The sequence below is a fragment of the Desulfovibrio sp. genome (assembly GCF_035644575.1).
Classification (GTDB): domain Bacteria; phylum Desulfobacterota; class Desulfovibrionia; order Desulfovibrionales; family Desulfovibrionaceae; genus Desulfovibrio.
In genome coordinates, this window is record NZ_DASQOG010000225.1 from 1 (window position 1) to 14,119 (window position 14,119).

Here is a 14,119-nt window from a genome sequence, read left to right on the forward strand (position 1 = left end):
AATTCCAGCGGGTAGATGCCCGCCTCGCGGCACTGCTCCGGGTCAAGCGTCACCGAGCCGTGGTAGTTCAGTTCGCACCCGGTAACACGAATGCAATGCAGTTTTGCCCGCAGTATTTGCAGCATGACAAACTCTCTTGCGCGGTTGAACGCGCCTAAAAAAAGGTCGCACGAGCGACCATGAATGATGCCGAATCCGGCAGTTGCCCGCCCCGCAGGAGTTGCCGGCACAGGGCAACTCCTCGCGCCGTCCGGTAGCGGCTAACGCATGAGCACGGTCTACAACAACTATGAAGCGCACCGCAAGCCTCACCGGGCGCGGCCCCGCCATGGTCGCTATGCTCCGGGCCGCAAAAGCGGTGTGAACCTAAGCAGACGTCGCAAAAAAATCAATAGGCCTTGATGTACTCGTCCATATTTTCCGCAGAGCAGTTGCGGCTGACCCAAAAAGCAGAGGCCCATACCATCAGGGCCGTGGCCTGCGTGTCGTCCAGGCTTTTGATCTTGGTCTCAAGGCTGGATTTGCTGGCCCCATGCCGCAGATGTACGCCGTTGATGTCGCAGGCATCCGTAACGCGCAGCAAAAGATACGAAAGCCGCGTATGGTCGGGCATGAGCTTCATATCCTTGTGGGCTTCCACAATGGTTTTCAGCTCCGCAGCATTAAAGATATGCTTGATGCCCGTGATTGCCCGAAAAAACGTGTCCACCGCCCAGGGAAGGATAAACTCCGCCCCCGCGCTTTTTGTGCGGAAATAGTCTTTGAGCCAGCGTTCCTGATCGTCGTTAATCCGTGCTGCGACCTGCGGCATGATGCCCCCGATGTTGCGTGCGGCCTGGCGCAAGTTCGCCAAGCATCGTGTTACGCTATGTTTTCTTTTTGCGCTACACTACCTGCCCGTGAATTTCAAGATAAAATCTAGACTTTTTTCCAGAAACATTGTCTGGGCTTACCGCAGATCAGGTAGCGGGCATGGCAAACAGGCCAGATGCATGCTCCCTTGCCCCGCCCTGCTTGCCGCGCGCTGCCCTTGAATGTATCCATAGCGCACAGACAGAATAAAGGAGCTTACATGCAGGATGCCAGACAGGCTGCGCCTTCACAATTACAATCTACCACAGCACCCAACAAGGACGCAATGCAGCAGGGTGCCGTGCGCTCAGCCCTGATCCGCATGCACGTAGCCACTGTTCTGTTTGGTATCTCTGGCATTTTTGGCAAATTGTGCCAGTGTTCCGCCATTGATCTTGTCTGGGGCAGGGCCGCGGTAGCAGTGGCCGCTCTTGGCTGCATCTGCCTTATCCGGCGTGATCCGCCCTGGCATGGAATTACGGCACGCGACCTGACAGGCCTTGCCGTAAGCGGCATTCTGCTGACCCTCCATTTTGTTACTTTTTTTATGGGCATAAAACTGGGCGGCATTGCGGTGGGCACGCTCGGCTTTGCGTGCTTTCCCGCCTTTACGGCCCTGTTTGAAGCCATTGCCTACCGCGAGCGCCCAAGCGCCCGGGAATTGCAGTGCATTGGCATGGTGAGTATTGGGCTTGTGTGCCTGACGCCCTCGTTTTCGCTGGCAGATACTGCAACCCACGGCCTGCTGTGGGGCATAGTTTCCGCTGCGGTCTACGGTCTGGTAGCCATAGCAAACCGGCACTTTGCCGGGGGCATGTCTGGCATGCAGACCTGCTGGTGGCAAAATACGATAATCATCATCTGCCTTCTGCCCTTTGCAGCAGCTGATGTGCCGGGCATTGTCGCACTGGACTGGCTTTGGATAATCTGCCTGGGCCTTTTGTGCACCGCCCTCGCCTACAGCCTTTACGTCAGCAGCCTCACCGCCCTCAAGGCCCGGCAGGCTGCTGTCATCATCACGCTTGAGCCGGTCTACGCCATAATTGCCGCGTGGCTGCTCTTTAACGATGCTCCCGGTTTGGGAATTTTTGCAGGCGGCGCGCTCATTCTTGGCGCTGTATTCAGACTCAGCAGACGATGATATAAGCGGCTTTTTTTCTGTAATTAAAAATTTCAATTCAAATACTCACATAAATACATACTACACTACTCTCATTTCCACAAAATATTATTACAAAAGATATAAAGTTTATATTGGATTTGACGATTTTTTTGACTATTAATAATAGAAATTTTTTAGTCAGATGTGACACGTTAACGGAATGCTAATTTTTTTAACATACGTTATCATCACATTATAATCATCCCGGCTGCACGAGTTCACTGGAGGATACCATGCCACGCCTGTCGTTCAAGAGCATAAATACTGTTATAGCCGCGCTCATAAGCATCATTCTGCTCATCGGTGTTTCCATCTTTGTTGTTTACGTTGGTAAATCTTCATACCACATTGTCAACAATACATCTGTTGGCGGCATGAAGATCATAAACAACGGCCTTATCGCCAACGTTAATGATTTGATTGATGCAAACATGAGTATGATCAAGGTTCCATCCCAGAGCGGTCAGGCTAAAAAAGCCATCGAAGGCGACAGCGCCGAAATGGACGCCCTGATCAAAGCCCTCGTAAAAGAGTACAAGGGCATCAACTCTATCTATGTTTTGAACGCTCAGGGTATCGCCGTATCAGGGGCGTCAAGCCAGGGCGAATCCTTTATCGGCAATAATTATGGGGACAGGGGCTATTTCAAAACTGCCATGCAGGGCAAGGATGCCATTGACCCCAATATCATTGTTGCAAAGACCACAAAAAAAGAAGTCCTTGCCATTGCCACCCCAGTTTTTGGCGAAAACGGCAAGCCCATTGGCGCTGTGTGCGTAACCATCAACTGGCTTGAATACATCAAAAGCCATGTTTTTAACATAACTGTTGCATCACATGGCTATGCATTTATTATTGATGCCAACGGTCGCGTTATCGCCCACCCCAATGCTGATACTCACATGAGCGATGTCAGCAAGCTGGATTTTGTAATCAAGGCGCTCAAAATCAAGAACGGCTCTTTTGATTACGAATTTCAGGGTAAGGACAAGGTAATTGTTTTTCAAACCATTGAAAGAACAGGCTGGCTTGTCTGCACCTCCGCCTTTACAGACGATCTTGCAAAAGACGCCGTTGAGCAACGCAATATTCTTATTCTCGTTGCCCTCGGCATTTTTGTTGTATTGCTGGGCAGCATCATATTTATGGTTCGCCGGATCATTACCGCCCCGCTGAAGAACATCATGGACTACAGCGCGCAGATTGCGCACGGCGATTTCAAGGCCACGCTCACGGGCAATTACAGCTTTGAACTGGCTGAACTTGCAGGAAATTTTAAAGAAACGACCGCAGTACTCAAAAACCGTCTGGGTTTTGCCGACGGCGTACTGCAGGGCATCACCTTCCCCACCCTGGTTGCAGATACTGACGTGCATATTACCTATGTAAACGACGCCATGGTCAAACTTGTGGGCAAGAGCGGCAAGCCCGACGATTACAAGGGAATGACAGCGGCTGAATTTTTCTACGGGGATGCCAGCAAGCGCACCATCTGCCATAAATGTCTGAGCGAGGGAGTGAACGCACATGGCATTGAAGCAGCAATGACCTTTGCAGACGGCCAGCACAAAAATCTGCGCATTGATGCCTCGCTGATCCGCGATCTGGACGGCAACATTGTTGGCGCAGTAACACTTGTGTTTGACCTGACGGAAATCAAAAAGCAGCAGGCCACCATCGAGCAACAGCGCGATGCCGTTGCCCAGGTGGCGCAAGACGCCAATGCCATCGCCGACAGGCTTTCCACCGCGACCGAAGAGCTTTCCACACAGGTGGAACAGGCCAGCCGTGGCGCGGATCAGCAGACGCAGCGCGTTTCTGAAACTGCCACCGCCATGGAGCAGATGAATGCCTCGGTGCTTGAGGTTGCGCGCAATGCGGGCGGCGCCTCCGACACTACCATCAATGCCAAGCGCAAGGCGGAACACGGCGCAGAAGTGGTCAACAAGGTGGTGCAGGGCATCAACCAGTTGCACACGCAGGCTCTGGGCCTCAAGACCGGCATGGCCTCTCTGGGCGATCAGGCTCAGAGCATCGGCCAGATCATGACCGTGATTTCAGACATTGCAGACCAGACCAATCTGCTCGCCCTTAACGCGGCCATTGAAGCGGCGCGCGCGGGCGAAGCCGGACGCGGATTTGCCGTTGTGGCCGACGAAGTGCGCAAACTGGCGGAAAAGACCATGCAGGCAACCCGAGAGGTTGGTTCCGCCATTCAGGGCATACAGAACGGCACCACGCAGAACATTAATCAGGTCAACCAGACTGTAGACACCATTGAGCAGACCACCGAGCTTGCCGGAACCTCCGGCGAGGCTCTTTCAGAAATTGTGGTGCTGGTGGATCAGGCTGCGGATCAGGCGCATTCCATCGCCGCCGCCGCAGAAGAACAGTCGGCCACCAGCGACGAGATCAACCGGGCTGTGGAGCAGATCAACACCATCAGCGCCGAGACCTCCTCTGCCATGTCGCAATCTGCCAACGCAGTGACGGAACTGGCAAAGCAGGCGCAGGAACTCAAAAAGCTCATTGCGCAGATGGTTTCCTAGCTGACGCGACACTGGGGTGGGAGTAAACGCCCGCCCTCTACCCCGCAACAAACTCAAAGCCCCTGAACGGTCTGCCGTTCAGGGGCTTTTTCGCGCTCTGCCATAACTGCAACAGGCACGGCAGACGATAAAAACAAATCAGGCCTGCCGCCGCTCAATGCATCACCTTACGGTCAGCACTGAACGAAAGCAGGCCTGAAATATACCTCTAAATATCCTTGATCACGTCCTGCATGCTGTAGAGCTTGCCGGGCTTCTGTCCTGCCATCCAGCCAGCGGCGCGGATAGCGCCACGCGCAAAATTCTCGCGCGAGTGGGCTTGATGGGTCACTTCAATGCGTTCCCCAGGCCCCATAAAGTATACGGTATGCACGCCCACCACATCGCCGCCGCGTATGGCCTGAATGCCGATTTGCTCCTTGGGGCGCGCGCCGATGATGCCGTCGCGGGCGGAGCAGCGCACATCGTTGAGCTTCCAGTCGCGGGCCTCGGCAAGGCATTCGCCAAGGGTCAGGGCCGTGCCGCTGGGGCTGTCCTTTTTGCGGTTGTGGTGCAGCTCCACCATTTCAATATCATAATCCTCGCCAAGGGCCTTGGTGAGCTGGGGCAGGATGTTCAGCAGCACATTCACGCCGATGCTCATGTTCGAAGCCCAGAAAATGGGAGCCTTGGCGGCAAGGGCGCGCAGTTCGTCCTTTTCTTCATCGGTAAAGCCCGTGGTGCCAATAACAAGGGCATTGCCGGTCTGCGCAACGGCCTTGGCCGATTGCAGGCTCACCACAGGCGCGGTGAAGTCAATGACCACAGCCCCGGGAAGTTTGGGCAAAAGGGCAGCCAGACTGTCGGAAACAGGGCAGGCAGCGCCAGCAAGAGCGCCAATGCGCTCCGGGCTGTCCACCAGCCCCGCAAGGGTGAACTGCGGGTCGGCTTCCACAAGCCCGCTGATGGTTTTGCCCATGCGCCCGCTGGCCCCGACCACAATAATAGAAGTGCTCATAGCTTCTCCGTTTCCGTTATTCCGGCTCAATGCCGGATTCACGCAACAGGTTTCTGAATTCCGTTTCATCCAGCACGGTTACGCCAAGGGAGCGCGCCTTGTCCAGCTTGCTGCCCGCCTTTTCGCCCGCCACCAGATAGTCCAGCTTTTTGCTGACAGCACCAAGGGGAACAGCCCCGGCGGCCTCGGCCCACTTCTGCGCCGTGCCCCGCGGCACGCTGATTGTGCCCGTAAAGAGAATGGTTTTGCCAGCCAGCGGCCCTTCGGCAAGGGCTTGCGCACCCTGAGCCGAATCCGCGCCCTTGGGCCACGGGCCGTTCTCCTTGAGCCGTGCAAGCTGCTCGCGGTTGGCTGGGCTGTCAAAGAAGTTGCGTATGGACGAAGCCACTTCCGGCCCCACATCGGGCAGAGCCAGCAGGCTTTCCACCGTAGCATTTCCCAGCTCATCCAGATCGGCAAAGCGCGCCGCAAGGGTGCGGGCCGTCTGTTCGCCCACGTGGCGTATGCCAAGCGCGCTGATGAGCCTTTGCAGGGTGGCGGTGTGGCGGGCGTTTTCCAGCGAATCCACAAACTTCTGCGCCAGCACCTCGCCCATGCGTTCAAAGCCCAGCAGCTCCTGCACGGTGAGGCTGAACAGATCGGCTGGCGACTGCACGCGCCCGCTGGTCACAAGCTGCTCGATCCACTTTTGCCCCACGCCCTGAATATCAAGCCCGGCCTTGGAAACAAAGTGGGTTATGGAGCGCAGCCGGATGGCAGGACAAGCCAGATTTTCGCACCGCCAGGCAGCTTCGCCTTCTTCGCGGTACACGGGCTGCCCGCAGGCCGGACATGTGCGGGGGAACTGATAGGGTTCAGCGCCCACAGGCCGTTTATCCAGCACCGGGCCGACCACTTCGGGGATAACATCGCCCGCTCGCTGCACAATGACGGTATCGCCCACACGCACGTCGCGCGCGCGGATTTCGTCCTCATTATGCAGGGTTGCGCGCGAAACCATGACCCCGCCCACAGCCACAGGCGCAAGCATGGCTACAGGCGTAAGCGCCCCTGTGCGGCCCACCTGAATTTCTATGCCCTCAAGCAAGGTCTGCGCCTGCATGGCCGGGAACTTGAAGGCCACGGCAAAACGCGGCGCACGAGCCGTAAAGCCAAGCGCTTCCTGCGCTTCAAGGTCATTCTGCTTTGCCACCGCGCCGTCGATTTCCATGGCGAATTCCGGCCTGTTCTCGCGTACCCAGTTCACATAGTCTTCCACATCCTGTGGGTTCGCGCAGAGCTTGCCGTTTGGCGGGGTAAGAAAGCCGTATTCCCTAAGACGGGCCATCAGTTCCGAATGCAGGCGGCAGGGCTGCGCCGGGGCCCACTGCGCATCACCGAGGCTGTAAGCCAGAAAACGCAGGGGGCGCGATTCCGTAACCGAAATATCAAGCTGGCGCAGGGTTCCGGCTGCCGCGTTGCGCGGATTGGCAAAGGTCTTTTGCCCCAGCGATTCCTGCCGCTCGTTGAGGGCGTCAAAATCCTTCTTAAACATCACCACTTCGCCGCGTACTTCAAGCCGCGCGGGAAACGGCCCCTCGCCCCTGAGGCGCAAGGGCACTGTGCGGATGGTACGCACGGCCTCGGTAACGACTTCACCCACCTCGCCATCGCCGCGCGTCAGGGCCTCCTGCAACACGCCGTTCACATAGATGATTTCCAGCGCGAGGCCGTCAAGCTTGGGATCACACCAGAAGGCCTGGGGCAGAGGACCATTGACTTCCGTATCCCATGCGCGGCGCATGCGCTCCACAAAATCGCGCCACTCTTCCACAGAAAAGACGTTGTCCAGACCGTACATCTGGCGGCTGTGGGCTTTTTTGGCGAGGCCGTCCAGCAGCTTGCCGCCCACGCGCAGGGTGGGCGAATGGGCAGAACGCAGTTCGGGCCAGCGGTCTTCCAGCGCTGTCAGCTCATGGAACAGAGCGTCAAACTGGTCGTCCGAAATTTCCGGCGCATCCTGCGTGTGATACAGATAATTGTGGCGCTCCAGCTCTGCGGTCAGCCAGCGGGCGCGGTTGCGCTCCTCGCTGCTTGGGCCGCCAGCGGGGCCAGTGGCAAAGAGGCTGTTCTGCTCCTGCCTGCCGTTACGTGAATTCTGCGACATGAAAAAACCTTTTTGATGGTCAGCCGCCACGCCCTTGTTTGGTTTACGGGCTTTGCGGCGGCACTGCACACAGGGGCAAGCGCCCCTGTCTATTCGGGCATGGCGATAAGCCTGGCCCGCAAAATGCGGATGCGGTCACGCAGCTCTGCGGCCTGTTCAAATTCCAGATCGCGGGCCGCCTGACGCATTTCCTTTTCAAGCTTGGCAACAAGAACGGCAACATCCTCGGCAGTCAGCGGCACGGCATCGGCCTCGCGCTGTTTGCCCTTGCCCTTGCCGCGCCCGCGCCCGCCGCCATCTTCCACATACAGACTATCCAGTGGTGATTCAAGCGATTTACGGGTGCTGGTGGGCGTGATGCCGTGCTCTTCATTGTAGGCCGACTGCTTGGCGCGGCGGCGTTCCGTTTCGCCCATGGCGGCGCGCATGGAATCGGTGATCTTGTCCGCATACAGAATAACCTTGCCCTTCGCGTTGCGCGCGGCGCGGCCAAAGGTCTGGATGAGCGACCCCATGGAACGCAAAAAGCCCTCCTTGTCCGCATCCAGAATGCACACAAGCGACACTTCGGGTATGTCCAGCCCCTCGCGCAGCAGGTTGATGCCCACCAGCACGTCAAATTCCCCAAGCCGCAGCGCGCGGATGATCTGCATGCGCTCAAGCGTATCAATATCCGAATGCAGGTAGCGCGCCCGCACGCCCATGTTGCAGCAGTATTCGGTGAGGTCTTCCGCCATGCGCTTGGTAAGGGTGGTGACAAGCACCCTCTCCCCCAGCGTGACCTTGCCCCGGCATTCGCCCAGCAGGTTTTCCATCTGGCCCTTGGTGGGGCGCACCTCCACAACAGGATCCACAAGGCCCGTGGGGCGGATGATCTGCTCCGCCACAATGCCCTGCGCCTGATCCAGCTCGTACTTGCCGGGCGTGGCCGATACGTAAACCACCTGATTGAGCAGATTGGTGAATTCGTTGAACTGGAGGGGGCGGTTATCCAGCGCCGAGGGCAGGCGGAAGCCGTAGTCCACAAGGGTCTGCTTGCGCGAGCGGTCGCCCTTGTACATGCCGCCCACCTGCGGAATGGTGATGTGCGATTCGTCCACAAAGAGCAGAAAGTCTTCGGGAAAATAGTTGAGCAGACAGGACGGCGGCTCGCCCGGCTTGCGGCCGTCGAGGTGGCGGGTATAGTTTTCAATGCCGTTGCAGTAGCCGAGCTCTTCAATCATCTCAAGGTCAAGCTGGGTGCGTTGCTCAATGCGCTGGGCCTCCACAAGCTGCCCGTGCTCCTTGAAATACGTGAGCCGCACCGCCAGTTCATCGCGGATGTCGCTGGCAGCCCGCTTGAGGTTATCCTGCGCGGAAACAAAGTGGCTGGCAGGGTACAGCACGGTTTTGCTCACCTCGGCCAGCACCTCGCCCGTGAGGGGGTCAATCTCGCGCATGAGGTCGATATCGTCGCCAAAAAATTCCAGCCGCAGCGCCCGCTCGTGATGGTAGGCGGGAATGATTTCAAGGGCATCGCCGCGCACGCGGAAGGTGCCACGGTGGAAGTCGTAGTCGTTGCGCTCGTAGTGCACTTCCACCAGCCGGGTGATAAGCTTGTCCATGGGGAAGCGCTGCCCCACCTCAACGGGAATGACCATCTTGGCGTAGTATTCCGGCGAGCCAAGGCCGTAAATGCACGAAACCGAAGCCACAATGATCACATCGCGCCGGGTCAGCAGGGCATGGGTGGCGGCATGGCGCAGCTTGTCTATGTTGTCGTTGATGGACGAATCTTTTTCAATATAGGTATCCGAAGCCGGAACATAGGCCTCCGGCTGGTAGTAGTCGTAATAGCTGACAAAATATTCCACGGCATTGCGCGGAAACAGCTCCCGGAACTCGCCGTAAAGCTGGGCGGCCAGCGTTTTGTTGGGGGCGAGAACCAGCGCCGGGCGATTGCAGCGGGCAATGACGTTGGCCATGGTAAATGTTTTGCCGGAGCCGGTAACGCCCAGCAAAACCTGGGAGGGAACCCCGGCCTGAAGATTGTCCACCAGGGCGTCAATGGCCGTGGGCTGGTCGCCCGTGGGCGTGTATGCCGTTTCAAGGCTAAATGGGATGACCGGATTATCTTCCATAATATTATGTTTTGGAGTAAGAGGACAGGATTACATCAATAACGAACGGGAATTGCCATGGAAAAAATCTTCGTACCTTCACAGATAGATCTGCCCATCGACCGGGTTTTCATTGTGGCCGCAACCCTCAGCACCTTCAAGGGCTGCCGCCATCTGGACGTGCAGATTTTCCGCCCCGGCGCAACTGATGCCGAAGTGGAAGCCATCAAGGGTCTTGGCCTTGTGGCCCCGGCTGACCCTTCCGTTCCGGCAGAAGTGCTGCAAGGCGCTACGGAAGAAGCCGCCCTGCGCTGCGTGCTTGAATCCTTCACCGCTGAAGAAAGCCACGCGCTGGTTGAATACCTTGAAAAGCGCTATGCCGACCAGATTGAAAAGATCACGGTCTGCCCGCTTGATCTGCCCGTGCCCATGGGCGTTGCGCCGCTGGCAGGCATTGGCGAAGGCAAGACCACGGGCTTTATCCGCTTTGACGCGGTGCGCGACTACCCGCTGCCCTTCCCGGCCTATGGTTTTTACGATCTGGCCGCCCAGAAGCCGTCTGCCGGAGAATAACTGTACACAACTCCCCAGGGCAGCCACGGAAACGGCAGGCCGCTTTCAACCATTTCAGGCGTTGCGCAATGTTGCGCAGCGCCTGTTTGCGTTTGCGTGGCAAGGGCGCGCTCAAGCTCGGCCTGAAAAACCGCGCGCGGCAGCATCACGCCGCCCATACGCATGATGTGCGGCGTTTCCTGCTGGCAGTCAAGCAGGGTTGCTCCGCGCTGGCGCAACAGGCCCACAAGCCCTGCCAGGGCGGCACGTGAGGCCTCCGGCTGGGTGTGGAACATGGATTCGCCAAAAAAGGCCCGCCCCAGCGCCACGCCGTACAGACCGCCCACCAGTTCGCCATCGCGCCAGGCCTCAATGGAATGGGCATAGCCAAGGGCGTGCAGGTCTTCGTAAGCGCGCATCATGTCGTCAATAATCCAGGTGCCGCCCTCCTTGTCTCTTGGCGCCGCACAGGCGCGGATCACCCGCCCGAAAGCGGCATTATGGGTCAGCTCAAAAGGATGCAGACGCAGTTTGCGCGCGCTGCGCGCAGGCAGACGAAAGCCCTCAAGGGGCATGACGCAGCGGGGATCCGGCGACCACCAGAGAATGGGCATTCCCTTGGAGTACCAGGGAAAAAACCCACGGCTATAAGCAGCAACCAGACGTTCTGGCCGCAGATCGCCGCCCAGACACAGCAAGCCGTCTTCACGGGCTGATTCCGGCGGCGGAAATTGAGAGGCCAGTGCTGTAAATGCCCCGATCATAGCGTCCTTTGCCGACAGAGTACCATTTGAATATTTGGGGGATGGGGCGGATGCCATTGAAAACAGCGACAAAGCAAACGGGCCGGAACTGCCGCATACGGCAACAGCCCCGGCCCGCCTTTGTGCATATAATCAGGCGTCTACAGGCACCGGCTTACGGCTTTTGGCCGCGCTCCCCTCATGTTCAAGGGCCAGTTCTTCGCCCTTGACCGTCAGTTTTGCAGTGCCACCCTTCTTGAGCGAGCCGAACAGCAGTTCGTGCGCCAGGCGGTCTTCCAGCTCCGTGCGCAGCAGGCGGCGCAGGGGCCGCGCACCCATGGAGGGATCAAAGCCCTTGCGGGCCAGCCACTTGCGGGCGGTCTCCGTGAGTGTAAGCGTTACGCCGCGCTGCTCGAGGCTGGTGCGGATTTCGCCCACAAACTTATCCACAATGCGCAGCATCATGGGTTCTGTGAGGCTGCCAAAGGGCACCAAGGCGTCCAGCCGATTGCGGAATTCAGGGCTGAAGGTATTTTCCACAGCCTTGAGGCCCTTGTGCGCCGCATCCTGCGGGGCCGTGCCGCCAAAGCCCATGGCAGGCCGCGACATTTCAAAGGCCCCGGCATTGGAGGTCATGATAAGGATAACGTGCGAAAAGTCCGTCTTGCGCCCGGTGTTGTCCGTCAGCGTGGCGTAATCCATCACCTGGAGCAGCACGTTGAAGATATCCGGGTGGGCTTTTTCCACCTCGTCCAGCAGCACCACGGAATACGGAGCCTTGCGCACGGCCTCGGTCATGAGCCCGCCCTGATCAAAGCCCACGTAGCCTGGAGGCGCGCCGATGAGCCGCGAAACAGAGTGCTTTTCCATGTATTCGCTCATGTCGTAGCGCAGAAATTCCACGCCCATGAGTTTGGCAAGGCTGCGGGCCACTTCCGTTTTACCCACGCCCGTAGGCCCGTAGAACAGGAAGGCCCCTGCGGGGCGCTGCTCCTGCCCAAGCCCGGCGCGGGCGCGCAGAATGGCGCGCACGGTCAGCTCAATGGCTTTTTCCTGCCCGAACACAAGACTCTTGAGGTCTTTTTCAAGCGTAGCCAGCTTGTTGCGTTCCTTGCCGGAGACTGTGCGCACGGGTATTCCCGCCATGCGGGCCACAATGCGTTCCACATCGGGCACGCCTACCAGAGGGGCGTCCTTGCCGCTCTTTTTGGCAGGCTTTCCGGCAGGTGTTACGCCACGGCCCAGGCGCACGGCAGCGCCAGTTTCGTCCAGCACGTCAATGGCCTTGTCGGGCAGCAGGCGGTCGCGCACATGCCGCGCGGTAAGATCCACCATGGCCTTGAGGGCCGCAGGGCTGTAACGCACATGATGATACTGCGCATAACGCGGCTCAAGCCCTTCAAGAATACCAAGGCATTCTTCCGTGGTCGGCTCGGTAAGGTCAATGCGCTGAAACCGGCGCGCCAGCGCGCGGTCTTTTTCAAAATGGTTGCGGTATTCCTCGTAGGTGGTGGAGCCAATGCAGCGGATTTCGCCATTGGCGAGCACGGGCTTGAGCAGGTTGGACGCGTCAAGCGAGCCGCCAGAGGTGGAACCAGCGCCCACGATGGTGTGGATCTCGTCAATAAACAGGATGCAGTCGGGCTGCTCCTTGAGCTTTTGCACCACGGCCTTGAGGCGGCCTTCAAAATCGCCCCGGTAGCGGGTGCCCGCAAGCAGAAGGCCCATATCAAGGGCATAGAGCTTTGTTTTGGCAAACATTTCAGGGACGTTGCCTTCCACAATGCGCAAGGCAAGGCCCTCGGCCAGGGCTGTTTTGCCAACGCCGGGGTCGCCCACAAACAGGGGGTTGTTCTTGCGGCGGCGGCATAGAACTTCAACCGCGCGGTCAAGTTCCGCGGTGCGGCCCACTAGGGGGTCAATCTTGCCTTCCCTGGCACGGGCCGTAAGCTCGACGGTATACTGGGCCAGGGGGTCTGCCTTGGCTTCGCCGTCCCCGGCTTCGGCCCCGGCTTCCACGCCGCGCGAACCGGAGCCTTCATCAAGGCCGTGCGAAATAAAGGTCAGCACGTCCAGCCGTTCAACGCCCTGTTTGCGCAGATAGAAGTGAGCGTAGCTTTCTTCCTCATCAATGATGGAAATAAGCAGATCGCCAAGCTCCACAGCGTCGCGCCCGGAGGAGCGGATATGCTCCAGCGCGCGTTCAAGCACGCGCTGCACGCTGTCCGTCTGCGTGACTTCGTGCTTTTCCGCAAGAGATATGGGTTCCAGTTCCTTGTTGAAAAATTCCTCAAGCTGCTCGCGCAGCACAGGCACGCTTGCCCCGCTGCCCTCAAGAATGATGCGTCCCTTCATGCTGTTGGTCAGCGCAAAGAGCACATGCTCCACAGTCAACAGATCATGCCGTCGCCGGTGGGCTTCCATGAGGGCGTCCCGAATGACCAACTGAACATTTTTACTCAACATAGGCTTATCTCAATGGATTTTTTCCATGGTGCATTTAAGGGGATACCCTGCCGCCCGCGCCGTGTTGTGCACACGCCGAACCTTGGCCTCGGCTATTTCAAGGGTGTATATGCCGCATTGGCCTACCCCGCGCTGGTGTACCGCCAGCATGATGGCCGTGGCTTCTTCGGCGGTTTTGTGGAAAATACCGCACAGTACCGACACCACAAACTCCATGCTTGTATAGTCGTCATTGTGCAGGAGTACCCGGTAGCGATCCGGTTCCTTGAGTTTTTTTTCCACGATTACGCGGCTGTCGCCGCTGGTTTGATTGTCGGGGATAAAAGACATGCATGGCTCCCAAGACGTTTCAGCTCTGCCGCGATGAATCCGCGCCGACATCGGCCTTTTCTGTCAGGCCCAGCACTGTGCGCCAGTGCGCCCTCTGCGCTTCGTCAAACACAAAGGAAAGCTGTTTCGGCTTGTTGTTTTGCCGCAACCATTCCTGATGCAGCTCATGATAACTTTTGATGCTTATTTCGGCATTGTCAAGGTTCAGACGCTTCTCGACCCT

The 14,119-nt window shown here is 58.0% G+C and carries 11 protein-coding genes and 1 pseudogene; 3 read left to right on the top strand and 9 right to left on the bottom strand.

The window, feature by feature from the left end; genetic code table 11:
* Together VEZ52_RS12645 and VEZ52_RS12650 are read right to left on the bottom strand one after the other, a co-directional pair.
* Positions 1 to 230: aspartate 1-decarboxylase (locus VEZ52_RS12645; RefSeq protein WP_324837137.1), on the bottom strand; the 230-nt coding region annotated here is incomplete at its 3' end.
* Positions 231 to 388: 158 nt separating this feature from the next.
* A complete protein-coding gene (locus tag VEZ52_RS12650; protein WP_324837138.1) occupies positions 389 to 811 on the bottom strand; it encodes a hypothetical protein in 423 nt (140 codons plus the stop codon).
* A gap of 261 nt (positions 812 to 1,072) precedes the next feature.
* On the opposite strand from VEZ52_RS12650, the gene VEZ52_RS12655 reads away from it, so the two are divergent.
* Together VEZ52_RS12655 and VEZ52_RS12660 are read left to right on the top strand one after the other, a co-directional pair.
* The gene (locus VEZ52_RS12655; RefSeq protein ID WP_324837139.1) at positions 1,073 to 1,993 is read left to right on the top strand and encodes a DMT family transporter; all 921 of its coding nucleotides are present in this window, start codon (positions 1,073 to 1,075) and stop codon (positions 1,991 to 1,993) included.
* A 254-nt stretch (positions 1,994 to 2,247) separates the two neighbouring features.
* The gene (locus tag VEZ52_RS12660; protein ID WP_324837140.1) at positions 2,248 to 4,563 is read left to right on the top strand and encodes a methyl-accepting chemotaxis protein; all 2,316 of its coding nucleotides are present in this window, start codon (positions 2,248 to 2,250) and stop codon (positions 4,561 to 4,563) included.
* Between the two features lie 208 nt (positions 4,564 to 4,771).
* Here the strand turns inward: VEZ52_RS12660 and dapB are convergent, their stop codons facing one another.
* The 3 genes from dapB to uvrB form a co-directional block, all read right to left on the bottom strand.
* Positions 4,772 to 5,560: a 4-hydroxy-tetrahydrodipicolinate reductase gene (gene dapB / locus VEZ52_RS12665; protein WP_324837142.1), complete on the bottom strand. Its 789-nt coding sequence runs from the start codon at positions 5,558 to 5,560 to the stop codon at positions 4,772 to 4,774.
* A gap of 16 nt (positions 5,561 to 5,576) precedes the next feature.
* A complete protein-coding gene (gene ligA, locus VEZ52_RS12670; protein WP_324837143.1) occupies positions 5,577 to 7,706 on the bottom strand; it encodes an NAD-dependent DNA ligase LigA in 2,130 nt (709 codons plus the stop codon).
* Between the two features lie 89 nt (positions 7,707 to 7,795).
* Positions 7,796 to 9,826 (bottom strand): excinuclease ABC subunit UvrB, encoded by a 2,031-nt coding sequence (uvrB, locus tag VEZ52_RS12675; RefSeq protein ID WP_324837144.1) that lies wholly within the window; start codon positions 9,824 to 9,826, stop codon positions 7,796 to 7,798.
* Between the two features lie 57 nt (positions 9,827 to 9,883).
* Between uvrB and VEZ52_RS12680 the strand changes: the two genes are divergently transcribed.
* Complete coding sequence (locus VEZ52_RS12680; protein ID WP_324837145.1) at positions 9,884 to 10,378, top strand: hypothetical protein; 495 nt, start codon at positions 9,884 to 9,886, stop codon at positions 10,376 to 10,378.
* On the opposite strand, the gene aat is transcribed toward VEZ52_RS12680, so the two are convergent.
* The 4 genes and pseudogenes from aat to VEZ52_RS12700 form a co-directional block, all read right to left on the bottom strand.
* Positions 10,339 to 11,121: a leucyl/phenylalanyl-tRNA--protein transferase gene (gene aat, locus VEZ52_RS12685; RefSeq protein ID WP_324837146.1), complete on the bottom strand. Its 783-nt coding sequence runs from the start codon at positions 11,119 to 11,121 to the stop codon at positions 10,339 to 10,341. The two genes, VEZ52_RS12680 and aat, sit on opposite strands and share 40 nt — an antisense overlap.
* A gap of 132 nt (positions 11,122 to 11,253) precedes the next feature.
* Positions 11,254 to 13,566, bottom strand: coding sequence for an ATP-dependent Clp protease ATP-binding subunit ClpA (gene clpA, locus VEZ52_RS12690; protein ID WP_324837147.1), 2,313 nt, complete (start codon positions 13,564 to 13,566; stop codon positions 11,254 to 11,256).
* Between the two features lie 9 nt (positions 13,567 to 13,575).
* Positions 13,576 to 13,896, bottom strand: a complete 321-nt coding sequence (gene clpS, locus VEZ52_RS12695; RefSeq protein ID WP_022659235.1) for an ATP-dependent Clp protease adapter ClpS — start codon at positions 13,894 to 13,896, stop codon at positions 13,576 to 13,578.
* A 19-nt stretch (positions 13,897 to 13,915) separates the two neighbouring features.
* A pseudogene (locus VEZ52_RS12700) lies at positions 13,916 to 14,119 on the bottom strand (adenylate cyclase); the annotation flags it as partial.

Bases quoted from the DNA above. Each gene is read 5' to 3' on its own strand.
- VEZ52_RS12650 (WP_324837138.1), bottom strand. From the start codon at position 811: ATGCCGCAGGTCGCAGCACGGATTAACGACGATCAGGAACGCTGGCTC.
- VEZ52_RS12655 (WP_324837139.1), top strand. From the start codon at position 1,073: ATGCAGGATGCCAGACAGGCTGCGCCTTCACAATTACAATCTACCACA.
- VEZ52_RS12660 (WP_324837140.1), top strand. From the start codon at position 2,248: ATGCCACGCCTGTCGTTCAAGAGCATAAATACTGTTATAGCCGCGCTC.
- dapB (WP_324837142.1), bottom strand. From the start codon at position 5,560: ATGAGCACTTCTATTATTGTGGTCGGGGCCAGCGGGCGCATGGGCAAA.
- ligA (WP_324837143.1), bottom strand. From the start codon at position 7,706: ATGTCGCAGAATTCACGTAACGGCAGGCAGGAGCAGAACAGCCTCTTT.
- uvrB (WP_324837144.1), bottom strand. From the start codon at position 9,826: ATGGAAGATAATCCGGTCATCCCATTTAGCCTTGAAACGGCATACACG.
- VEZ52_RS12680 (WP_324837145.1), top strand. From the start codon at position 9,884: ATGGAAAAAATCTTCGTACCTTCACAGATAGATCTGCCCATCGACCGG.
- aat (WP_324837146.1), bottom strand. From the start codon at position 11,121: ATGATCGGGGCATTTACAGCACTGGCCTCTCAATTTCCGCCGCCGGAA.
- clpA (WP_324837147.1), bottom strand. From the start codon at position 13,566: ATGTTGAGTAAAAATGTTCAGTTGGTCATTCGGGACGCCCTCATGGAA.
- clpS (WP_022659235.1), bottom strand. From the start codon at position 13,896: ATGTCTTTTATCCCCGACAATCAAACCAGCGGCGACAGCCGCGTAATC.